Origin of the sequence: Neobacillus oceani (genome assembly GCF_046237595.1) — a bacterium.
Taxonomy (GTDB): Bacteria; Bacillota; Bacilli; order Bacillales; family Cytobacillaceae; genus Bacillus_D; species Bacillus_D oceani.
The window spans coordinates 1,221,605-1,243,751 of sequence record NZ_CP143543.1 but is presented as its reverse complement, the minus strand read 5'-3'; the positions used below and the strand labels follow the sequence as shown (position 1 = coordinate 1,243,751).

Below are 22,147 nucleotides of genomic sequence, written 5' to 3'. Positions count from 1 at the left end.
TGTCAGGCATTAATCCCACCAAACAGAATACACTTTATAACCTTCAAATAATTCAGGTGCAAATGGTGGCTCTCCGAAAGCATAACCTTCATCTAGTTCCGAAGGTTCTAAAATTTTTACCCAATCTTCGACAAATTCAATTTCTGCATTAGTTAAGATGTATATTATAATAAAGGTTAAAATTTCTCTTGATACCATTTTTCATCGAATTCAAGGTTTAACGCTTTACCTAAATAGATTCCAAATCTAATAAACCCTCTTCCTCTAGCTGTAATAATGTTTCCAACTTGTACAACTAATTCGTCAGAGTAATTTTCTGTTTCAAAAACACCTAACTTCTCCATATTTTCCTTTGTCAGGCCAACAGTAAATTTTTTGCCTTTTAACACACCTGCTTTTGCTAAAAGAAATGGAGAACTGGATATACTTGCAATTACTGTTTCTTCTGAAGCCACTTGCTTAATAAACTTAAATAATCCTTGTCCATCAATAATTGTAATTATGTCCATACAACCTGGTAACAAAATGCTATCAATTTCTTTTACGTTAATTTCACTAACTGTACTGTCAACGATACAAGATAGTCCAGATTCACCAGTAATAGGTTGATTATTTAGCCCAACCGTAACAATTGGTTTATTTCCCTTGCATTAAAATAGATAAAGCTACACTTAATTCAAATTCGCTGAATTGCGGATACAATAAGACAGCTGTTTTTTTCACTAAAATTCTCTCCCTAATTCCATTTCAATTTAGCAAAAAGAGTGTTCTATTTTATGTAGTCCTTCTTCCACAAACTTACCACGTCTCTTCGAGAAGAAGGGCCATAATCCTTCCTGGATCCACGCACCCGATAGTTTAAGTACATTTGTTTACAAACTTGTTGTTTCCCACTTCAATAATCAATATCCCTGAGTATACAGTGAGTCGCCGTCAAAACATCCTTTGCCAAGAAATCAATTTTTAAATCTATGCCTTTGGAATGCATTTCCTGTAAGGACTTTACCCCTCTCCCCGTTTCAACGAGTATGCCCTTTGCCCCAACATTTTTTGCAGAGTATATATCAGTCAATCGATCTCCCACAACATAGCACTTGTTTAAGTCCAGGTTATATTCTTTCTTAGCCCTTATTAAGAGTGTGGGGTTTGGTTTACGGCATTCGCAATTATCAGTTGGTGTGTGAGGACAATAATAAATACCGTCCAGTGTAGCTTTCTCTTTTGCTAAGGATTTGTTAATTGTGTTAAAGCCTTCTATTAAATCATTTTCAGTAAATCTTCCCATTCCTATCCAACTTTGATTAGTAAATAGAAAAACCTTTACTTCGCAATCATTAAGTAGTTTTATTGCCCTAACAGAAAAGTCATACAGGGTAAAATCAGCTGGATGAATCCCTCCGCCATGTCCTCCAATTGTGCCATCACGATCTAAAAAAACTCCTATCAAGAAGATAGTCCTCCTTTCTCTCTTGGTTAACGTCATACCAGTTGTAGAATGTTCAATAGTACAGCAAAAGTTATCCAAACCTTATAAAGGTAAACAAACCTGCCCTCGTTGTTCAATAAGGAATTAACAAAAAAGGCGGTAATCCTTCCTGGATCATCGCACCCGATTAACATCATTTTATAGCTCCATTTATAATCCATTTAACAGCTTTTAATAGGTCTTCAGCAATATAATCTGGTTCTATTTCGGCCCATTTTTCTCTGTGCTCATCCAATGAACTATGTCCCCATCCAGTAAGTACTAAAATTTTTATTGCCCCAACTGAATGAGCGGCTAACATATCTGTTGACCCTACATCGCCAATAAAAGCAGTTTTTGATAAATCTATATTGTATTTTTTCGATGCTTCTATCAGTAATCCAGCTTTAGGTTTATGACAATTACAATTATCATATGGACTGTGTGGACAAATAAAAGCATCATCAAATCCAAATGACATAAATTCATTGTAAAAATCATTTATCGTAGCTTCACCTTTACTTATTCTATGCTGATTAGTGCAGGCAAACGTTTTAATATTATTGTCTTTTAATATTTGTAAGGCAGTCATACTGTACGGATAAAGAGTAAAATTTTTTGGGTGAATAAAGTGTCCAGTGCCACCGATAGTTCCATCTCGGTCAATAAAAACAGCCTCAATATTCATTGGTAATCCCCCCATAATTTCCACCTATTCCTTTAACATTCCTGCCCCGTTTGCTTAATAAGGATTTCACCAAAAAGGGCGGTTAATCCTTCCTGGATCAACGCACCCGATGTTTACTAAGAAATTCCAGCATTCCTCTTATTTTTAATGATGATTACCGCCCAATATGCAAAGAGGTATATAAAACCTATAACAACATAAATTGACCAAATTGAACCTCGTTGTAACTGAGCAACTAAATGTTCAAATTCATTGATACCCTCAGCTCTCCCAATACTATTTAACACACTTATAATTGGAACAGTTATCGATAGAACAATTGTAATTACAGAAAAAGTTAATATTCTTTTTCGAGAAACATTCAATATTCCAACACCCAATGTAAGAAGTAAGTATAAGTAATATACTCCCCAAACCCAACCAGGAAGTGTCTCCCAATACATTTGTCCCACCTCTTTCGATTTTCTAACGCAGCTCAATTTTACCATTAAATTTCCAGGATGTTATAAAAAATTCTTCTTTTCATCTTGAGCTAACCTGCCCCGTTTGTTCAATAAGGAATTCACACATAAGGTTTATATTTCAGTTACTTAATTCGGCATTTCTTTTCATGTAATTTTCTAATACTTTTTTATTTTTATGCCACCAAAAAATATGAAATTCATCTTGCTTGTCAAATCCTAATTTAGAGGCTAATTTATACGATGGTAGGTTGTCTGCCTGACATTCCCAACTTGGGATTAAATCTCTTTCTAAACATTTTTTAATAAAAGCCATGGAAGTTAAAGTTGCAAGACCTTTATTTTGAAATTCATTTGCTGTAATTATATCTAAAGCTGCATAGCCACCACCGATATAATAACAATTACATACGCTTGCAAATCTTCCTTCATATAAGAGACAATAACCAAATCCTTTTTTTAAATAATCAACTGGGGAATCCCATAACATTTTAAAATGATTGTCCATTTCGTTTTGATATTGATCAAACAATGCTTCATCCATTTCTTTCATTTCAAAACCATCTGGTATATTTTCTTTCCATGAAGGCAAAGTTGAAAATCTTTCTGGGTTAAATGAAAATCCAGTCCTTTTTACCTTTATTACGTGATCTTGCAAAAAGGTACTTATTTTTTCTGACCACTCAGATGAAAAAGTATAAAGATCAAAAAAGACCCAATGATTATTTTGATTCATTAAGAATTGAAATAAGGAGTTATTAAAATCATCGTTGTGAGGATTACCAACTAAAAAGTAATGTCCACCCTTACTTGCAAATAATGCGACAGTAGGATTTTCAATATTATCAGTAAATATTCTTCCTGGTTGATTTTGGTCCAGTACTGCATGAGCAAAAATAACCTCATATTCGTTTTCGTTAATTAAATTAGAAACTATTCCAAATTCACTTTTCGTTAATTCAATCATTATTTTTCTCCTTCAATTTTTATAATTATATTTATAATTCCTTTGTATTGTAGTAATTTTCTTTTTTTATAGAACTAAATGCCCCGTTTGCTTAATAAGGAATTCAACAAAAAGGGCGGTTAATCCTGTCTCGGATCAACGCACCCGTTAGCTGAAAAAGAACTTATTTAGATTTAAAGTAAAATATCTCGGGGTCTCCTTCATCTAAATTTTCAATAAATCCACTTTGTATGAATCCATTTGCTTTAAAAACTTCTTGCATTCCATGATTTGATTTATTAGTTGAAGAGAAAATTTTCTTTGTTGGAGAAATGTTTATAAAACACTTAATAAGCGATGTTGCGTATCCTTTTCTTCTTTCAGTGTGCCTTACAATTATCAGTGAAATGAAGCTACAATCAAAGAAATGAGTATCATATATTAAAAAACCAACGATAAGATTATTATCATTAGCAACAATACATCTCTCTTCTTCAATGGCTTTCATAATGTATTCGCGTCTGCTATTGTTACCGATAACTTCTTCATCTATCTTCATTATCTCATCTAAATAATTTATTTGAGCCATTTCTAAGGACTTCAAAATGTAGCCACCTTAACTTATAAAATTACAAAATTCGCTACAAATTCGCTACGGAATAAAACAAATCCTTCTTACACTAAACTGCCCGTTTGTTCAATAAAGAATTCAATAAAAAAGTGCGGAAACCCTTCCTGGATCTACGCATCCGTTTATGCAATAAGCAACAAGGTATTTATTGCTTAAAGCTGGACAACAGATTTAGTGATTAGAATAATTGAATTGCTTATCATTTGAATTTACAAAAACGGTTATCTCATTTTGATTTTTATCTTTTCCTTGAATTACGAAGTATACAGGTGATAAATTTTTTCTTCGGCTGGGTAGCCCAGTGAATACCCGACAACCGAGACGCCATTCGGCGGCAAAAATCCGCCGATTTTAAAAAGGCGGAACAATATTAATCAAACGGAAATTCATATCCTCTATAGTTAAATACATTGGTAAGCCCTAGATTTTCTGCAATTGCAATAGAAGGCTTATTGGCTTCCATACAATCCCAATACGGAACCAAGCCATTTTCCAAGCAATCTTTTACAAAATGGTGGGCTATCTTTTGACCTAATTTTTTTCCCCGATACAATTCTAATGTTTCAATATCTACACAATGTACATTTCCAACGACAAAACCAGAAAAGCAGACACTAACAATATGTTTTTCGTGAACGATACAATAACCAGTCCCTTGATGAAAGAAGTTATCAGGCGAAGACCAGTATTCTAAGATTTTCGAGTGTAGGAATTCAAAATTATTTACTTCATTTTCACTGTTTTCATAGAAAGCTTTACTAATCTTTTTTATAGCATATCCCTGTTCAATGACAGGGTCATTTTCAGTTTTATAGTCCCCTTTTTGCAGCATATAAACCCTCTGGTTCCAGCTTCCTAACTTGCGATGTTCAAACGTCTTTTCAATAATCTTATTCCACTTTGGGCGATTCCCCATTCCTTCAAACCAATTTAGTCCCACTTTCTTTGCTTCAGGTTTGATAACGGTATCAATAAAATTATCTATTTCGGTAGTGAACAGCTCATTTTCTTCATTTCCGATAAAAATAAATCCATCATTATTGCCTAACCATACAAGGCCGGAAGTAGGAGAAGCGACATGGTCCACAAAAATACGGCCAGGATTAATTCCTTCAATGACAGCTTTAACTTCTAATTGTCCTTGTTGATTTAGTAAACTTTTACATTTATAAAAGTCCATTTTATTTATTTCATAAATCATAGAATATCCCTCCTTAAACCATCGAGCGCTATACGTTATATGGGCTTTGCGTTTTTAATAGCAATACATTTTTTATATAAAAACAATGGCTTCCCTATTAAACGATCTTTTGCTGACAACAGCCCGGTCCGTTATAGGAATGGTTGAACCCACCCTTCGTTATAGTTAACTGCACTGACTATCGCCTGAAAAAGGCAAGAAAGCTCACTTACTTGTAATACGTTCACCGCAGCATAAGGAAATGAGGTTTTGGTATATTCATTTATAGTTTTTTCTGAAATTCCATCATTCGTTCTCCATGAAATTTTGCTTCTCCAGGTAGTTGAGGACTGTCTGCGAAAATTGGATGTGTGATCCCTTCGTGTACTTGGCGATCGTATAGATTTGGGCAAGATTTTTCAAACCAAGCTTTTCAGTCATTTCCTTCAGCCTTGCGTTGGCCATGTACCGGTTCCATCCCTTTTCGTTCCGGTCCTTGTAGATTTCGAGAATATCTTCATCTGAATAATCACGATATGTATCATAGTGGACGAGTCCTTGCCTTGGCAAGCGATCACGCAGCGCGGGGTTTTCGGCTGGGTAGCCAAGCGAATACCCGACAACCGGGACGACATTCGGCGGCAAATTCAACAGCTCGCCAATCTGGTCACAATTTGCAAGCGTCGAGCCCATGTAACAGATGCCGAGACCCGCATTCTCGGCTGCTAGGGCGCAGTTTTGCGCGGCAAGCGTTGCATCGATCGCACCAATCATAAAGCTCATGAAGTTATCGAAATGGACGGGTGCATCGTTGAGCGCAAGCCATTTTCTCATTCTATTAAAATCGGCGCAAAATGTTAGCAGGACCGGCGCATCTACGACCATCGACTGCTCCATATGCGCCGTGTATAGTTTTTTTCGAAGCTCTTTGTCTTTTGTGACGACAATTGAATACGATTGCATATTGCCGCTTGAAGAGGCGCGGATTCCCGCATCCAAAATATAATCCAGCAGTTCCTGGCTCACTTCCCGGTCTTCGTATTCCCGTATCGATCTATGCCCAAATAGTACCTCGTTGAATTCCAATGAAATCACTCCTTATAAAAAGAACTATACCATTTAATGTGAATGTTCTGAATAGAAAAATTTCGTTTCACGAAAAATCTTATGATCGTTTCAGCCTAAAAAGCCACCTGCTAATGCTCAGCAAGTGGCTTTTTAGTATTGCGGTTTATCCGTGAAACATTTTGTGAAACAAGAAAATTCGGGGAGTGACAGGCACTGTTCGATTTTTTGCGATTAGTTTGACAGGTTTAGTGCGTTTTCGGATACATAGAAATCTTTCCCGTTATAAACAGTTACGCCGTCAAGTGTCTTAGTGGACGTTTTTTTGTTTTGGGTGACGTGGGCAACGTTTTTGTTAACAGGGATTTCAATCTTGATATTTTGTTTTTCTGCAATGAATACAGGGTTATTTTTATCTGTTACATCGATTCGAGTAGTGTATCCTTTGTTCTCAAATGATTCCCTTGCATTAACAAAGAGCTTGTCCGTTGTTTTTTTCAAGTCAAAGCCCATGAATTTAGCCATCGTTTTCGCGATGTCTGTGTTGTCGATCAGTCCATATGGTTTTGATGGGCCGTAAGCGTAAAGGAACACATCCTCACCAGTATGGCCGCCGGTTGTGAAACCAATATTCGCACGGTTAGCCAGCATTTTTACCATATCTGCCTGCAAGGTTTTTGATGCTTTTAGAGCTTCAATTTCTTCTGCTGTAAGGTTATCCAGACCATACAATTCTGCTACTTCTTTCATATTTGAGCGGTCGGCTTTAAGCTGCTTTAATGCACCTTCAACTGTCATAGATGCTTTTTTCAGTGGATCAATGTAAGTTGAAACTGGAATTTCAGAGTAGTTGCCATTCGTGTTCTGGTTACCCATTGTTATACCGCTGTTTCCGTGGTCACTGACCGCGATAACCATTGTGTTTCCATCTTTTTTCGCGAATTCCAACGCTTCTTTTACCGCGTCGTCAAAAGCCAATACATCACTGATCATGCCAATTGTGTCATTGGCGTGTGCGGCCCAGTCCACTTTACTTCCTTCTACGAATAAGAAGAAGCCCTCCTTATCTTTGGATAGTGTATTGATAGCTTTATTGGTCATTTCAGCAAGGGATGGCTCGCTATTGCTTGCTTGCTTACGATCGAAGTCATATGCAAGTGCGGTAGGAGCAAATGAACCCCAAATTTTATTAGACTTTGAATTTAATAATTGGTCCCTTGTCTCTACAAAATCATATCCATTTTGATTCAATACGTTTAATAGATTTTCTCCATCAACACGCGCATTTTTAGTTGTGCCAGGTACGAGTGATTCTTTTCCTCCTCCAAGGACAACATCAATTCCCTGGTAAACTTGCTGCTCAGCAATGTCCTGGTAGTTGCTGCGGTGTGCTGCATGTGAAGAGAAACCTGCAGGTGTAGCATGCTGAATTTCTGACGTAGAAATGATTCCAGTTGCCTTGCCTTGAAGTTTAGCGCCCTCTAAAACGTTCGCAACCGGTTTTAATGCATCTTCAGGATTAATTGGATCCACACCAGGTGTATTCACAACCTTAGGGAGAAGGCCAACAATCTTATCGTTGCTCTTATTTCCTGTTGCCAGAGCTGTACCAGCTGGCGCGGAATCGGTAATCGCGGATTCGGCAGAATGGGTACGTACTCCGCCAATGACGATTTCATCCATAGCCAGGTTCTCGCCTTTGTACCATCTTGCCAGAGAAGTAGCACCCACGCTTGTACCATCCATTACCATCATAATGACGTTGGTTGGTTGTTTCTTCTTGTCTTTAGCTTCAGTTAAATTTGTGTAACCTGCAAAACCTAAAGAAGAAACAGCAACGGCAGCTGCCACTGAGACCCCAGCTAGTTTGTTTTTGAAATTGCGTTTCATTTTCAAATCATCCCCCTAAGATAAAAGTAGTAAAGCCACCTTTATCATAGATTGGGTATATTAATTATATTTGAGGCTAGAGTAAAGGGTTTGTAAAACATTTGTTAAAATCACTATCTTTGATGACTGTATCGGAATGGATCAAGATACAGTAGAAAAATGTTCAATAAAATATTGCCTTGGAACGACCACTCATTCAACAGAGTGAAGTTACTTGGTTAGCTGTCCGTAATGCGGGATAAAATTTCTCTTTAACTATTAGCCTCTATAAACCAATAATTCCTAATTAATATTTTTGAGACTGTGAAATCAAATTCCTATTTCCAGCATTTTCGCCGTCACTTCTTCAATTCTCCGTTCAATATCCGTCCCATTAAACTTCGGAAACTTCAACTCACTCACAATTTTTCCGTCTCGCATAAACAGGATACGTTCTGTCCGCGCTGCCACCTTCGCATCGTGAGTTACAAGCATAATCGCAGTACCATCCGCGTTGATTTCAGAAAAAATGTCCATTATTTCATCGGCAGATTTTGAGTTGAGGGCTCCTGTTGGCTCGTCGCCGAAGATAATTTTCGGACTGCTCATCAGTGCCCTGCATATACCTGCACGCTGGAGCTGACCTCCCGAAACCTGTGTAGTATCGCGTGCTTCAATCTCCGTAATACCTACCCTTTTCATAAGCGCTCTCGCTTTTTCCGATATTTCCGCGGTGTTTTTTTTGTTTCCGCGTATTGATGGAAGAATGATGTTGTCGAGGATATTCAGATTTTTTAGCATAGTAGGCTGCTGAAAAATAAATCCCATTTTTGTTCTACGTATATCTGAAAGCTCATTCTCCCCGACAGCCGATAAATCCTTGCCATCAAAAACGACCATTCCGCCATCAACACCATCGATTCCGCTTAAAGCAAACATAAGTGTCGATTTTCCAGAGCCCGAAGGTCCCATAACTGCAACGAACTCACCATCGAATATTTCCACTGATACTCCCTCGAGAACATTGCGCCGTTCATCGCCCTCTCCGAAAGCTTTTACTATATGATTACCGATAATAATCTTCTCCATATTCCTACTCCTCCTACTCCTTAATATTTTCGGATATTTTTATTAGTCCCGCGCTCGATGTACCGATCATAGTTGCGATAAGTACTGATAAAATCATCATTAGCGGACTAAGCACATATGCCGTAAGAGGATTTACCTTAAAATTAAACGTTGACGCCCCAAACGAAGAGATAAGCACCCCCGCAAGGACCTCTCCAAGAGTGTTCGCGAGAAGAGTACCGAGAATAATTCCGATAATCAGAACGAAAACCGAACGAGAAACGTACTGTGCTTTAATATCAGAGTTTGTAAAACCAAGCGCTTTCATTATGGCTATGGAAGGCCTGTCCTTTGCAACAAGCATTTTCATGAACAATAGTGTAACTAGTACCGTAATAACAAGCGCAACAGCAACTGCAGCATAGGAGGCAATTTCAACGGAACTTATTGTCGAGCCGAGGGTCTGAGATACAAATTCATCAATATCTGAAGTCTTTGCAAAATCAAACCGGTCTGAATACTCCGCAACCTTTCTATCGACAAGAGATTTATCCGAAAGTTCAACACAAACGATTGTCCACATGACGTTCGCCGAATTATCGGTGAATACAGCCTTTGCGGTTTTGCCACCATTCGTAACGTCGGAATAAATTCCTGTAACGGTGAGATTTTTCTCCTCCCCTTCTATCACCAGCGTAGTAGCATCACCGACCTTTTTGCCCATCTCATCAGCGTTTATAGACGAAAGCGCAATTTCTTCATCACGGGCAGGTGCTCTGCCCTCAGAATACTCTATTGGAAATGCCGAATGGTCACCGAGCTCAACTTTAATATTTTCCTCTGAACCGTTTCCCGTTTTTACTTTGAAAGTCTTTGTTGTCATAACCGCATACTTGGAAACTGCACTGTCGCTGTCTATCGCCCTCTCAATTTCATCGGTTTTGTCAGATAGATTGGTTTGAATGCGCAGATCGTAGCTTCCTATCCCCATATATTGGATGAAATTTTTTGAGGAAATCGTGTTGTACAGGTTCTGCGGAACAATAATGATAAATGCCGAAATAATCAGGACCACTAGCATTGTTGCGTAAAGTTTTTTTCTAGCGAGAACATCCTTGATACCAAGAAAGACATTCGTGCTAAACAGTCTGTTTCTAACTAAGGAAAAACGCTTAGCGCCTGCTGTCTTTTCCTGTGAGGTGCCAAAGCGTATAGCTTCCGCAGCGGATATTTTCCGAAAGCGTTTCAGCACACTATTGACATAGGCAATAATTGCGAGGAAAACGAGTAGGATACCGATAATTCCTAAGACATTCGCATAAGAAGAGTTTTCGCTTTCACCCATAAACAGCCGTATATTTTCAAGAAGAAAACCTTGGAACATAACTGAAAGAATATATCCAAGAACACTGCCTATCGCAGCTATTGCAGCGTATTTCGCAAGATAAATCCGCTTTATGTCGGAAATACGCATCCCTATTGCCTTCATTACCCCAATTTCTCGGTAGTCGTCCTCTATTTTCGCAAGGAGCGTAAAGCGTATGCACATAAATGCGATTGCAACGACAAGCGCGCTTACAAGAAGGATAACCGCAATCATCATCCCATCTGAAATCGCGTTCATCATTTTGAAAAGCGTATAGGTAACCGTTGGCCCGTTCGATTCAAGTCCTGCTGAAGCATATGCTGTTTCAAATTCCCCTATTTCCGAGAAATCCTTTAATCTAAACTCAATCAGATATTCGATACTTCCTAGGTCTTTTAATTCCGCAAAATCATTGCTGCTTACAAGAAATCGTTTTGATGCGGAGAGCGATGAGTTCATGGTCGAATCACGGAGAAATCCCTCAACGGTAAACTCCTTCCCGTTGATTACGGCCTTATCACCTACACGAACTGTGTTGTCTTTCATATAGGTTACTGGAACATAAAGCTCGCCGTCAGATACGTTGTTGATGATGTTGCCGTTAAGGTCAAGAAGAAAATCGAATTTATCGTTCTGCAGGCTGAAGCCGTTATCCTGAACGCTATCCGCAAGCGAATTTTCGCCTAAAATAATCTGGGCGCCGTCGATGCCAAGGAACTCAACTACCTGATATTCTTCGACATTATCATTTTGCTCTGCAAAGGATTTAAGGCGCGCGGTATTAATATCACCGGAATGCATTTGCATAAAATGTGGAGTTTCAGCTTTTGTCATTAACGTATCGAGCGCACCCGAAAGATTGACGACGAGTATCGCTGCGAGTGAAACAAGCATCGATGCTGCAGCAACAAATATCATTGTTGTAAATGTTATTGCTTTGCTCTTTAAAATGTCATTTCGGATCATTCTGAAATACATAAGTCACCTTCGTTTTCTGGCTTTATAACCAAATTTGCCGAATTATTCATTATGTTGACCATTTACACTTCCAAACTGTTGAATAACATTCATCAGGCTTCCGCTTTTTGCACCGAGCAGCCTTTCTCCGTTAAAAATAAACGCCTGTATCCTTGAAGCACGCTCCTCATTGGTTATCTCTACTACTTCTTCATCAAAAACAGCATTCGCATATGTAACAATCATTTCCACAGATTCATATGGGTAAGGAGTGCTAAACAGTCCCTGGGCAATACCTTCTTGGATTATTCCCGTCAGTATTGGCGTAACGCCATTGATGATGACTTTTTGTATTTTTTGATGCATAAGGGCGTTCTGTGGTTTGTGAATGTGCTCCATAATTTCCTGGCTGCTTCCGCCACTTAAATTCATGGATCTAACGACCTTGATAATCCGTTCGACCACAGGAATACTCTTATCTACGGCAATTGCCTGTGCATTTCCTAAAAGGCGGGCACTGTACCGATCAATCAACGCGTCCATAATATCTTCCTTCGACTTGAAATGATAGTACAATGTTCCCCTCGCAATACCTACCTTACCGAGAATATCGTTTGTACTCGTTCCATCAAAGCCCTTCTGAGCAAAGAGCTCATCCGCTGCATCAAGTATTTCGTTCCTGCGTTCCTCCGCTTCTTTTCTCATTGTTACACCTCCTTTATAGACCGACTGTCTGTCGATAAAATAGTAACATACTTCTTTTAACTTTATATGAAGTATATGTTAATTTTTAAAGAAGCAGGGGGACTGCTTTTTTTATTCATTTTTAGAAAATGAAAAATATACAATTACTCTTGAAGAAAATCTTCAATTTTAAGCCAAGCTTTTAAATAGTCTATTATTTTGTCACAACAGTAGTAAAAAGGCCACCTGCTAATGTTCAGCAAGTGGCTTTTCGATGTTGCGATTTATCTATGAAACATTCTGTGAAACAAGAAAATTCGGGTAGTGACAGGCGGTGTTCGGTTTTATATGCACACAATGACTTCCCTGTTAAACGACCCTTTGCTGACAACAGCCCTGTCTTTTATGGAAAAACCCGCCTGGATGATGATTTCATCAATGGGTTCAACCGTCACGATTACGGCTTTTTTAGCAAATTGACGTGCGCTTTGGAGCATCTTGAGTTGCTGGTCCGGGCTTATGACCGAACACAAATTATACGGCAGATCAATAATTGCGACGTCATAGTGATTGGTAATGTTCAACATATCTCTCAGTTTGACTTCACAGCCGTATCCAAAGTGCGCGATATTCTCCCTTGTGCCGCCAAGGACGAGCGGGTTTCTGTCGCTCCCTACGATATCGATGCCCATTGATAAAGCTTCGACCAATACCGTTCCAATCCCGCAGCAAGGGTCGATTGCCTTGATTCCTTCAGGATTTGGAACAGCGATGTTCACCACCGCCCTGGCGACCCGGGTATTAAGCGCGGTCGAATAACTGTGGGGCTTTTGCTGATGATGATGCCAAATCGGCTTGCTTTTAACATATTCCCCAAGAATCCATCGTCCGTCGGTTAAATTCATCATTCCATAAATCCTATCTGGATCGTGAAGATTTGCCTTGCCATTCATGTGCAATCCGACTTTTTTTTCAATAGCACGCCGCTCATCCGAAGATTTTGGCACACCGGCATTTTTCACATACCTTACCTTAAACGTTTCATCGAAAGCTGGTAGCGTATTTGCTTTTACAAGAAGCTCTTCAAAACTTGTTCCCTCACACATCACAGAAACCCGTTCTTTAATGAACGGACTCCTGCTAGGGTCTATTTTTACTCGACTTTCCAAAAAGCCGGTTTGCGAATCGCAGCCGAAAAACCACCGCATCTCCAAAAACATTAAGGAGCGTTCACCCTCATAACTCGAAAAGGTATAGACATAGTTAGTTTCAATCATACCGCAATTGTCCCTTACAACTTTTTCGCAGTTCAATGGTAATCACTTACCTATTTTGCCATCAGCGCATTGCACCTTTATAAAAAGAACTGGCCATTTGGTCAAAGTCATACTCTTTCAGTTCTTCTAAAGTGATATTCGCATGCGCGCCTTCATGCACCATAAGGTTACTGCTTTCACCAACATGGACTACTATGACAGGCTTGTCAGTTGCATATGCGTAGCCAAGTTCCCAGGCTGTGCCGCTGTCCGAATAGTTTCCATGATAGATGCCGACAACCATTTCCGCCCACTTAATGTGTTTAATATCATCCATAAAGGTTTCAATCGACCATTGGCGAGAGCCAAACTCTGCCTCGGCAGAGTGCCTAAATGGCGAGAACACACTTAAACCTTTTTCTGCTAAAATTTCTTCAACCTGCTCCAAAATTCCAATTTCGTTGTCATTAAAAAACGGGCTGGCTAAATATACTCTTTTCATCGTTGTGCCTCCAAAACAGTCTATAATCTAAAACTTATTTACACGCATTACAATACACTGTACTGATTTCATGCTAAAAAGGCAAGGAACCAAACATCCTCAAAAATTCATTCTCGATTGCCCCCCGTCTACATTTATGCTGGCGCCAACAATCCAGGATGCTTTTTCGGAAGCGAGAAACATTGCCACATTCGCAATTTCTTCCGGGGTACCGAAACGACCGGCAGGTATTTCATTCTTCACGAATTCATTTATGCCTTCAGGGTCTGCCTCAAGGCGCTTTTTCCAATTGCCTGTTTCGTGTAAAATGCTTCCCGGAGCGATGCTATTAACCCTGATTCCATCGGTAATCACTTCGTCCGCCAGCGATTTCGTAAAACTGATCAGCGCGGATTTCGCATTGTTATAGGTAACCTTCCCTCCGCTTTCTCTTCCGAAAATGGAGGTAATATTAATGATTGAACCTGATTGCTGTTTTTTCATATATTCCACAGCTACTTTACTTAAATGGACAGCAGAAAAATAATTCAACTCCATTGCCTCGCGGAATAAATCCATTTCGGTTTCGGTTGCTTTTCCGCCATTGCTTCCGCCTGCATTATTGATTAAAACGTCTATTGTTCCGTATTCTTCAACAAAGGAAGTGATAAGCTTCTTCCGTTCCTCTGGCTCGGTAATGTCTGCTTGAAAAATAGAGACGCGGCCATGAAGTTCTTCCATTGTCTGTTCCAGCGCTTCCATTCCCCTCGCCGATATGGCAACATTCGCACCTTCTGCCACAAACGCCTTGGCAATCGCCTTTCCAATTCCTTTCGATCCGCCAGTAATAAGTACATTTTTTCCATGCAAATGCAAATCCATCGTAAAATTACTCCTTTTCAATTTAAAAACTAGGTTCATTATACCCTTTTAAAAAGTTAATCCGACAGTAAAAAGCCACCTACTAATACTCAGCAAGTGGCTTTTCGATGTTGTCGCTCATCCGTGAAACACTCAGTGAATCAAGAAAATTCGGGGAGTGACTGGCGCTGTTCAATTTTGCGCACCGATAGTGAGGCGAGTGAGGTTTGATTGAATCCTTTTGTTAAGAGCCAGACTGCTAGGATCATTTCGTTGGCTGCTACAGGTACGGCCAAGATGCCGCCCCAAACGGAGATTTGTTCGATGACGCCGAACATGACCAACAGGGAGCAAAGGAAGACTGATACGGCCCCGGTGATTCCAAGTGTTGATAAAAACCTTGGCACTAGCCTGGTTTTGTAAAAGATATAACTGTACATCATTGTATTGATACCAAGCATGAACAGTGGTCCCATCATGAACGTCCAGTCGTGTATTGCTTTTAATACTGTTCCTGAAGCTTGAAAAGAAGCGGGATCGACTGAAGCTCCTGCTGCTACGTATTCTCGGCTCAAGGTCAACAGGGACAGCACACTGATTACGCCGACTGTGATGACAATCGCTTCAAGGAACCTGAAGCAAACATGCCAGAGCGCGATTGTCTCGTTATATCTCCTTAAAATCGGGAACATCGTCGTTGCTGTACCAATCGCGGAAACGACAAGCATTAATTCCATAACTGCCCCCAGCACTATCCGGTTCGCGTGTTCGGAGCCTTTTGCCAGATAATCCGGCCCTATCAGGATAGGATCATATAATTTAAGGCCAATTACCGCCGTAACCGCCGCAAGTATGAACAGGAACCCTACAATTTTTGCCGCCTTCTTGTCTGAACTCATTTGCTCCCCTACTTTCTATTGATTCAGATGGTTTTAAGTATTTGAATCTTCCCCATAAAAGAATACTTCTTCCAGCGGCAAGTTAAAGGCGCGGGCGATGCGGAAAGCAAGCTCCAAAGATGGGGAGTAGTTTCCCTTTTCAAGTGCCACGATTGTCTGCCGGGTGACGCCGGCCTTGTCAGCCAGTTGCTGCTGAGTCATTTCTTCATGGTTGAATCGTAATTTGCGGATATGATTGCCGACAAGATTTTTACCCACGGTTACACTCCTTTCCGGTAATGATAAAGCCGAGTCATCGAGCCCATGATATCGGCCAGGAATCCTGATGCTATCAGTATGATGAACATCATTTCTGACGGCTGAAAAAAGACCAGGGAACCCATTGCGAAAAGGAAGCCGCTGACAAAAACGAAAAATGCATTCCGGAACGCCTTCAAACCGATTAGTTTATCGAGCTCATCTTCAAAAGACGGCACCTTTTCTCTGGTCGTAATTCTAAAGAAAATTGTAAAAATAATGCTGATTATGATTTGCGCGAAGACTGAAAACAACGTCAAGATAAGGACGAAGGAACCCCAATAATGAAAGGTTTCCGCCGATTCCAGCCCCCCTCCCGGATGCCTTGGATACATATATAGGCAATATCCGGCAAAAATGAGGATTGTACTAATCAATGACACAATGCTCTTCTTTTCTTGATACGACATATATTCACCCCTTGTCAAATATTTTTTACTCAAAGTATAGTTTTATATACTTAATGTAAATTAAACTATACATTAAGTCAACTATAATTTACAGATAATTTCAGCTTTTTGAAAAAGTAGGCCCCTGTTATTCGTTTCATGTTCATCAACGCAAAAAAAAACGGGAGAATAAAATCTCCCGCGTTGCTGCACTATATCCCCACTATCCTTTACCCATGCCAACATTCATTCAGCCTACATTCTCTTTCTGGTTGTTATTAAGATAATTTTCATCCAACCAGCCTTCAAGTTTTGACAATGCCTCTGGATGAAGCGGGCGTTTTAAGATTTCTTTGAATCTCTTGCCTGATTTTAAAATACTGAGTTCCTCAGTCTGTATACGCATGCCGTGTTCCATGTCCGTAATAATCGAATACTCGGCTTTCCCCTGGATGAGGGATGGAAGTTCTGAAAGCACCCCTTTGTCCGCCAGATGGTCCTTGTCACCGATTATGGCAAGGACGGGACAGTTCATGGATTTCAATGCTTCGCGTGTATTAAATGCGATATGTTCTCTATACCATTTCGCCGGCTGTTTAAAGAAGAGCTGGACTTTAACAATGTCTTCCTTGGACTGTTTAAATTTTTCCATCATATTGGCTGCCGACTTTTCGCTTTTTTGTGCAACATTTATAAGCTTAAGGAGCTTCCCAAGAACAGGCTTTGCGAGCAATTCTTTGCTTCCAAGCTCCCTCTGCTTACTTAATGCTTCAGGCAAGTTGTCAACCCCACCTGATAGAAAAATAACTCCCCCCAGCGGCATGGATGCGCCCAAAGCAGTCGCAAGAATCGTTCCTTCACTATGTCCGGCTACGATGACCCTATCCTTATCCACATTCGGGTGGGCTTGAAGAAATTCTACAGCAGCACGGGCATCATCAACGAGGTCCCACATCCCGGCAGCCATCCAGTTGCCCTCCCGCTTGCCTGTTCCCCGCTTATCATAGCGGAGTGTAGCAAATCCAAGTCCAGTAAAGAAATTGGCCAGTTCCTTATAAAGGTTTGTCGTGAGCTTTTTAGCAACATTCCCATCCCGGTCGAGCGGCCCTGAACCCGCAATAATTACAATGGCAGGGTGTACCCCTTCACCCGCTGGCAAAGCCAATGTACCATACATCCGATTTTTCTCCCCAAACACAACTTCTCTTTCCATCCCATTCCCCTCCATTACATGTCTACTTTAATTTTTTTCCGGAATGACAATCGTCGCAAGATTTCGTGGCATCCGTTCATCCGATGGCTCATTTTCCATAGCCTCATTAATCAAACGGCGAATATTTTCGGCTAATTCCATAAATTCCTCATCAGTCAAATGCATTCTAGCCACGCGGTAGCTAACGCCGTCTCTTACCAAATCGAAATCCGTAGATAAATATTGCTCATATGTTCCCATTAATTGCGTCAAAAAGGTGAAAAACAACTCTAAATGCTGATCTTTGCTTATCGTGCCTAACTGTGTATGAAATGTTTGTTTTAGGGAATATACTTTTTCAACTGTGCCCCTGACCGGGTTTTCCTGAACCACCTCAATGAGTCCGGCTTCCTGCAATTTGTTCAAATGGCGATACAGTGTTGCCTGAGGCACCTCCTTTAGATGGTTCATGATTTCGAAAGCTGTTCGATGTCGGCCATTCACCAAGGACTGAATAATCTTCATCCGGACCGGGTGCAAAATAAGTTTAGTACGATCAAAATCCATTGTGAATACCTCCGTGATGACAATATTATCAAAAGTGATAATATTAACCCAAAAAAAATATTTGATATCATTATCACTATTGATAATAATCCAAACTGTTTTTCATGTCAACATATTTTTCCATTAAAAAAGCAATGTAATTTTCATCGAAAAATACATTGCTTAAATCAAATCGTTACCGCTCTACTTCTTCTGCCATAGCAAGTAAAAATTGGTACACAAGGTTTAAAGTTTCGTTAATTGTCTGTTCTTCATTGAATGCCTTTAATGCCTCCAGTGAGAAATTGAAATTCCAGATTCCTTCACCGCCGTCAAACATAAGGCTATAGTCAGTCTTGGCGAATTCGAATTTCCGTTGTAAAAGCTGGTTGAGCGTTTCTCCGTATTTCTTCTGCAGCTTTAAGCCAAGCAGGGCCTGGTAATTTCGGAAAACATCGTCGACTTCAATGACCACCGCATCGACATCGACCAGATCGAACCATTTCGACTCGACATACATGAACTGATTTATGTTCTTTTTAAAATAAGAAACTGGCTGCTGCAATAATTCCGCTCCACCCTTTGAAACCAATTCTTCCGTTTCCTTATCACTCAGTTCGATATAAGCATCCTTGAAGCGTTCGGACGGGTCTCTTTCACTTATTGTTCCTTCTTCAACCAAACCTTGCTTTACGGCGTACTTTATCTCTTCCGAAAATAAGGATTCGTTTTTCTTCAAAAATTTTTCCATGTTTATCTTCAGCATTTCAGGTATCTCCTTTTATCCGGCTATATATTCGGTTATACCATTTTTCGCCGGGATTAAAAAGTTTCGCCATCCTAATTTGTAATCGCCTGTCCATCTTATACTCGCTCTCTTTGTCTCTCGAACGGATTCGAGTGACTTCCTTTCAGGACTTGACCCGTACAATGTCACTCAACAGGATTTGAGTGACTTCTTTTCTGGATTTTGCCCGTACGATTTCACTCAACAGGATTTGAGTGACTTCCTTTTCGAATTTTGCTCGTACGAAGTCACTCAACAGGATTTGAGTGACTTCCTTTTCGGATTTTGCTCGTACGAAGTCACTCAACAGGATTTGAGTGACTTCCTTTTCGGATTTTGCTCGTACGAAGTCACTCAAGAGGATTTGAGTGACTTCCTTTTCGGATTTTGCTCGTACGAAATCACTCAACAGGATTTAGGTGACTTCCTTTCTGAATTTTGCCCGTACGAAGTCACTCAACAGGATTTAAGTGACTTCCTTTTCAGATTTTGCTCGTACGAAGTCACTCAACAGGATTTAAGTGACTTCCTTTCTGAATTTTGCCCGTACGAAGTCACTCTACAGGATTTGAGTGACTTCCTTTCTAGATTTTGCCCTTACGAAGTCACTCAACAGGATTTGAGTGACTTCCTTTCTAGATTTTGCCCTTACGATGTCACTCAATAGGATTTGAGTGACTTCCTTTTCGAATTTTGCCCCTACATTGTCACTCAACGGGATTTTGAATGACTTCCTTTTCGGATTGATGCCCGTACGACGTCACTCAATGGAATTTATGCGATACCTAAGCCAGGTATAATGCCTTTCATTAATTCAGCCCTTGGGTGCAATTAAGTCTAACCCCCGATATAGAAAAACTTAAATTGAAATGCAGGCGATTTTCTCAAAAACGACCCCCGGCCACTAGTTTCCTCAACAAAAAAACCGGCCTCGCCAGGTTTACTGCACCTGGCGAGGCCGGTTTCTTAATAGAAGAAAAACAATCCAAGTAATGACACGCTGACGGAACTAAAGCCGAATATAGATGTATAGGTAATCAGCTTACGAAGGAGTCCCGTTTTAAATTCCGCAAGGCTTTCGTCCTCCCTGGCCCGCTCGTCTTCGCGCTCCATTGCCCTGGACTTTGGTGAGATGAATGAGCCCACCTTAGTAAAGCCATCCAAAAATAGGGTAAGGAATCCTGTTTTTAAAATCAAAAAGATTGCGCTGGCCAAAAGGAAGCTGATGCCTACCAAAAAAGAACGGTTAACAAACTCTATCCATGACAAAGACAACACAAATTTCGCAATCAGCCATGCAATTATTAATAGAAGAAAAACAGTACTTTTTTTGGCCATCATACTCCCTCCTTTAACCAACAGGCAGGAAAAAGCTGCCTGAGCGCTTTTCCCTGCTTACAAAATACCGGTTATTCAGAAACCTTTTTCGCCCACTTCACGTTTGGATAGCGGTTGAAAGGATAAATAATATCTTTGAACTTTGGTGATGTCAGGTATGTGTTGGTATAATGGTAAACCGGAAAGAACGGAAGCTCTTCCATCAGGATATCCTCTGCCTGGTGAAGGAGTTCAAAATGCTTGTCCTTATCCTGTTCAGCCTTTGCCTGGGCCATCAGGCTGTCGTATTCCTCATTTACCCAGCGTGAGCGGTTGTTCGGGCTGTCGCCAAGGTAGTAATCGAGGATGACAACCGGATCCAGCAGTGATCCAATCCATCCCATGCGCGCCATCTGGAAGTTGCCTTGATGAGTTGTATCAAGATATGTCTTCCATTCCTGGTTGGCCAGCTTGACGTCCACACCAAGATTTTTCTTCAACATTTCCTGGACCGCTTCAGTGATTTTCTTATTGTTTTCGGACGTGTTGTAAATTACGGTAACAGGAGGAAGCGTACTCCAGCCTTCTTCCGCCATTCCCTCTTGTAAAAGTTTCTTCGCTTCTTCACTGTCTTCTTTGAAGTAGTCGCCGCCAACTTCACGGAAATCGCCCTTGGATGTTTCCACTCCTTGAGGAACGAATGCATATGCCGGGGTTTCGCCCGCTTTTGTAATGTTCTTTGTTATCGGTTCCCGGTTAATGGCTAATGCGAAGGCGCGGCGTACTTTCGCATTCGTAAATGGTTCTTTGGTTACGTTAAACATGTACATATAGGTTCCAAAGTAAGGAACATTTTTGTACTCTTTGTTGCTCTTTTCTTGTTCTACAACATCTGTCGGAAGAGTCTGGATCAGGTCAAGCTCGCCTGTTTTGTACATCTGGTAGTATGTTGTCGCGTCATTCACGACTTTCCAGGTAATCTTTTCGAGTGTGATGTTTTTACTGTCATAATAATTCTCGTTCTTTTCCGCGACAACCTGGCTGTCATGCTTCCACTGAGTCATTTTGAACGGTCCGTTGCTGATATAGCCGTCAGCTTCGCCTGCCCAGTTTTTGTTCTGTTCAACAAGGTCCTTTTTGACTGGATAGAATGTCCTCAAGGTCAAAAGTTCCTCGAAATAGCCAAGCGGATTGTTGAGTTCGACTACGAGGGTATGGTCATCCGTCGCTTTTACGCCGACATCGTCAATTGTTCCTTTGCCTTTGTTGAACTCTTCAGCGCCTTTGATGTAATACATATAGAAAGCAAATTGCGCCCCCGTTTCCGGGTTCATTGTTCGTTTCCAGCTGTACTCAAAATCATGCGCGGTTACCGGGGAGCCGTCGGACCATTTCGCATCGTCACGGATTGTGAACGTATACGTTTTGCCATCATCGGAAACCTTGACATCTTTTGCTGTTCCAAGGACCGGCTTGTCATCCTTGTTTTTTACATACAAGCCTTCAAACGTGTGATCCAAAATCCATGCGGAGGTTGTATCCGTAGCCATTGCCGGATCCAAAGAAGGCGGCTCATTAATTGCATTAAGGACAAGTTCCTGCTTAATTCCTTTCGTGCTTTCCTTCGGCCCGGATGCCGAAGATGAACTTTGATTTCCGCCGCCATAACAGCCAGTTAAAACAGAGCTGAGTACCATAAGGGCAGCTAACATCCAAACCCATTTCTTCATTTCCCTTCCTCC

General features: G+C 40.5%; 25 protein-coding genes. All 25 read right to left on the bottom strand.

Features of this window, described 5'->3' with window-relative positions; translation table 11 throughout:
• Positions 1–176 precede the first annotated feature (176 nt).
• The gene (locus V1499_RS06305) at positions 177–575 is read right to left on the bottom strand and encodes a DJ-1/PfpI family protein (protein ID WP_409276240.1); all 399 of its coding nucleotides are present in this window, start codon (positions 573–575) and stop codon (positions 177–179) included.
• A gap of 320 nt (positions 576–895) precedes the next feature.
• Positions 896–1,447 (bottom strand): D-glycero-alpha-D-manno-heptose-1,7-bisphosphate 7-phosphatase, encoded by a 552-nt coding sequence (locus tag V1499_RS06300; protein WP_409274693.1) that lies wholly within the window; start codon positions 1,445–1,447, stop codon positions 896–898.
• A 172-nt stretch (positions 1,448–1,619) separates the two neighbouring features.
• A complete protein-coding gene (locus tag V1499_RS06295; RefSeq protein ID WP_409274692.1) occupies positions 1,620–2,153 on the bottom strand; it encodes an HAD-IIIA family hydrolase in 534 nt (177 codons plus the stop codon).
• Positions 2,154–2,269: 116 nt separating this feature from the next.
• Complete coding sequence (locus V1499_RS06290; RefSeq protein WP_316572402.1) at positions 2,270–2,596, bottom strand: hypothetical protein; 327 nt, start codon at positions 2,594–2,596, stop codon at positions 2,270–2,272.
• Positions 2,597–2,735: 139 nt separating this feature from the next.
• A complete protein-coding gene (locus V1499_RS06285; protein WP_409274689.1) occupies positions 2,736–3,581 on the bottom strand; it encodes a GNAT family N-acetyltransferase in 846 nt (281 codons plus the stop codon).
• Positions 3,582–3,744: 163 nt separating this feature from the next.
• Positions 3,745–4,164 (bottom strand): GNAT family N-acetyltransferase, encoded by a 420-nt coding sequence (locus tag V1499_RS06280; RefSeq protein ID WP_409274687.1) that lies wholly within the window; start codon positions 4,162–4,164, stop codon positions 3,745–3,747.
• Between the two features lie 397 nt (positions 4,165–4,561).
• A complete protein-coding gene (locus tag V1499_RS06275; RefSeq protein ID WP_409274685.1) occupies positions 4,562–5,392 on the bottom strand; it encodes a GNAT family N-acetyltransferase in 831 nt (276 codons plus the stop codon).
• 285 nt (positions 5,393–5,677) lie between these two features.
• Complete coding sequence (locus V1499_RS06270) at positions 5,678–6,466, bottom strand: nitroreductase family protein (RefSeq protein ID WP_409274683.1); 789 nt, start codon at positions 6,464–6,466, stop codon at positions 5,678–5,680.
• A gap of 204 nt (positions 6,467–6,670) precedes the next feature.
• Entirely contained in the window at positions 6,671–8,326 is a 1,656-nt protein-coding gene (locus V1499_RS06265) for an alkaline phosphatase (protein WP_409276239.1), read from the bottom strand.
• A 309-nt stretch (positions 8,327–8,635) separates the two neighbouring features.
• Entirely contained in the window at positions 8,636–9,394 is a 759-nt protein-coding gene (locus V1499_RS06260; RefSeq protein WP_409274682.1) for an ABC transporter ATP-binding protein, read from the bottom strand.
• A gap of 13 nt (positions 9,395–9,407) precedes the next feature.
• Positions 9,408–11,717, bottom strand: a complete 2,310-nt coding sequence (locus tag V1499_RS06255; protein ID WP_409274680.1) for an ABC transporter permease — start codon at positions 11,715–11,717, stop codon at positions 9,408–9,410.
• Between the two features lie 42 nt (positions 11,718–11,759).
• Complete coding sequence (locus V1499_RS06250) at positions 11,760–12,401, bottom strand: TetR/AcrR family transcriptional regulator (RefSeq protein WP_409274678.1); 642 nt, start codon at positions 12,399–12,401, stop codon at positions 11,760–11,762.
• A gap of 323 nt (positions 12,402–12,724) precedes the next feature.
• On the bottom strand, positions 12,725–13,486 hold the full coding sequence (locus V1499_RS06245) for a TRM11 family SAM-dependent methyltransferase (RefSeq protein WP_409274677.1): 762 nt from the start codon (positions 13,484–13,486) through the stop codon (positions 12,725–12,727).
• Positions 13,487–13,718: 232 nt separating this feature from the next.
• Positions 13,719–14,138: a nucleoside 2-deoxyribosyltransferase gene (locus tag V1499_RS06240; RefSeq protein WP_409274675.1), complete on the bottom strand. Its 420-nt coding sequence runs from the start codon at positions 14,136–14,138 to the stop codon at positions 13,719–13,721.
• A gap of 99 nt (positions 14,139–14,237) precedes the next feature.
• A complete protein-coding gene (locus V1499_RS06235) occupies positions 14,238–14,999 on the bottom strand; it encodes an SDR family NAD(P)-dependent oxidoreductase (RefSeq protein WP_409274673.1) in 762 nt (253 codons plus the stop codon).
• A 140-nt stretch (positions 15,000–15,139) separates the two neighbouring features.
• Positions 15,140–15,877 carry a DUF4386 domain-containing protein gene (locus tag V1499_RS06230; RefSeq protein ID WP_409274671.1) on the bottom strand — a complete coding sequence of 246 codons (738 nt, stop codon included), beginning with the start codon at positions 15,875–15,877 and terminating at the stop codon, positions 15,140–15,142.
• A 33-nt stretch (positions 15,878–15,910) separates the two neighbouring features.
• Positions 15,911–16,135, bottom strand: a complete 225-nt coding sequence (locus V1499_RS06225; RefSeq protein ID WP_409274669.1) for a helix-turn-helix transcriptional regulator — start codon at positions 16,133–16,135, stop codon at positions 15,911–15,913.
• Between the two features lie 2 nt (positions 16,136–16,137).
• Complete coding sequence (locus V1499_RS06220) at positions 16,138–16,584, bottom strand: hypothetical protein (RefSeq protein WP_409274668.1); 447 nt, start codon at positions 16,582–16,584, stop codon at positions 16,138–16,140.
• A 229-nt stretch (positions 16,585–16,813) separates the two neighbouring features.
• Entirely contained in the window at positions 16,814–17,776 is a 963-nt protein-coding gene (locus tag V1499_RS06215) for an alpha/beta hydrolase (protein WP_409274666.1), read from the bottom strand.
• Positions 17,777–17,803: 27 nt separating this feature from the next.
• Positions 17,804–18,322 carry a helix-turn-helix domain-containing protein gene (locus V1499_RS06210; protein WP_409274664.1) on the bottom strand — a complete coding sequence of 173 codons (519 nt, stop codon included), beginning with the start codon at positions 18,320–18,322 and terminating at the stop codon, positions 17,804–17,806.
• A 175-nt stretch (positions 18,323–18,497) separates the two neighbouring features.
• On the bottom strand, positions 18,498–19,067 hold the full coding sequence (locus V1499_RS06205; RefSeq protein ID WP_409274663.1) for a branched-chain amino acid aminotransferase: 570 nt from the start codon (positions 19,065–19,067) through the stop codon (positions 18,498–18,500).
• Positions 19,068–19,212: 145 nt separating this feature from the next.
• Positions 19,213–19,497, bottom strand: a complete 285-nt coding sequence (locus V1499_RS06200) for a hypothetical protein (RefSeq protein WP_409274661.1) — start codon at positions 19,495–19,497, stop codon at positions 19,213–19,215.
• A gap of 150 nt (positions 19,498–19,647) precedes the next feature.
• The gene (locus tag V1499_RS06195) at positions 19,648–19,803 is read right to left on the bottom strand and encodes a hypothetical protein (RefSeq protein WP_409274659.1); all 156 of its coding nucleotides are present in this window, start codon (positions 19,801–19,803) and stop codon (positions 19,648–19,650) included.
• 251 nt (positions 19,804–20,054) lie between these two features.
• Complete coding sequence (locus V1499_RS06190) at positions 20,055–20,426, bottom strand: DUF3899 domain-containing protein (protein ID WP_409274658.1); 372 nt, start codon at positions 20,424–20,426, stop codon at positions 20,055–20,057.
• 71 nt (positions 20,427–20,497) lie between these two features.
• Entirely contained in the window at positions 20,498–22,135 is a 1,638-nt protein-coding gene (locus V1499_RS06185) for a peptide ABC transporter substrate-binding protein (protein ID WP_409274657.1), read from the bottom strand.
• Between the last annotated feature and the right edge of the window lie 12 nt (positions 22,136–22,147).

Excerpts from the sequence above, each read along its gene's own strand:
- V1499_RS06295 (WP_409274692.1), bottom strand. The coding sequence starts at position 2,153 with ATGAATATTGAGGCTGTTTTTATTGACCGAGATGGAACTATCGGTGGC.
- V1499_RS06290 (WP_316572402.1), bottom strand. The coding sequence starts at position 2,596 with ATGTATTGGGAGACACTTCCTGGTTGGGTTTGGGGAGTATATTACTTA.
- V1499_RS06285 (WP_409274689.1), bottom strand. The coding sequence starts at position 3,581 with ATGATTGAATTAACGAAAAGTGAATTTGGAATAGTTTCTAATTTAATT.
- V1499_RS06275 (WP_409274685.1), bottom strand. The coding sequence starts at position 5,392 with ATGATTTATGAAATAAATAAAATGGACTTTTATAAATGTAAAAGTTTA.
- V1499_RS06265 (WP_409276239.1), bottom strand. The coding sequence starts at position 8,326 with ATGAAACGCAATTTCAAAAACAAACTAGCTGGGGTCTCAGTGGCAGCT.
- V1499_RS06260 (WP_409274682.1), bottom strand. The coding sequence starts at position 9,394 with ATGGAGAAGATTATTATCGGTAATCATATAGTAAAAGCTTTCGGAGAG.
- V1499_RS06255 (WP_409274680.1), bottom strand. The coding sequence starts at position 11,717 with ATGTATTTCAGAATGATCCGAAATGACATTTTAAAGAGCAAAGCAATA.
- V1499_RS06250 (WP_409274678.1), bottom strand. The coding sequence starts at position 12,401 with ATGAGAAAAGAAGCGGAGGAACGCAGGAACGAAATACTTGATGCAGCG.
- V1499_RS06245 (WP_409274677.1), bottom strand. The coding sequence starts at position 13,486 with ATGTGTGAGGGAACAAGTTTTGAAGAGCTTCTTGTAAAAGCAAATACG.
- V1499_RS06240 (WP_409274675.1), bottom strand. The coding sequence starts at position 14,138 with ATGAAAAGAGTATATTTAGCCAGCCCGTTTTTTAATGACAACGAAATT.
- V1499_RS06235 (WP_409274673.1), bottom strand. The coding sequence starts at position 14,999 with ATGGATTTGCATTTGCATGGAAAAAATGTACTTATTACTGGCGGATCG.
- V1499_RS06230 (WP_409274671.1), bottom strand. The coding sequence starts at position 15,877 with ATGAGTTCAGACAAGAAGGCGGCAAAAATTGTAGGGTTCCTGTTCATA.
- V1499_RS06220 (WP_409274668.1), bottom strand. The coding sequence starts at position 16,584 with ATGTCGTATCAAGAAAAGAAGAGCATTGTGTCATTGATTAGTACAATC.
- V1499_RS06215 (WP_409274666.1), bottom strand. The coding sequence starts at position 17,776 with ATGGAAAGAGAAGTTGTGTTTGGGGAGAAAAATCGGATGTATGGTACA.
- V1499_RS06210 (WP_409274664.1), bottom strand. The coding sequence starts at position 18,322 with ATGGATTTTGATCGTACTAAACTTATTTTGCACCCGGTCCGGATGAAG.
- V1499_RS06205 (WP_409274663.1), bottom strand. The coding sequence starts at position 19,067 with ATGCTGAAGATAAACATGGAAAAATTTTTGAAGAAAAACGAATCCTTA.
- V1499_RS06190 (WP_409274658.1), bottom strand. The coding sequence starts at position 20,426 with ATGGCCAAAAAAAGTACTGTTTTTCTTCTATTAATAATTGCATGGCTG.
- V1499_RS06185 (WP_409274657.1), bottom strand. The coding sequence starts at position 22,135 with ATGAAGAAATGGGTTTGGATGTTAGCTGCCCTTATGGTACTCAGCTCT.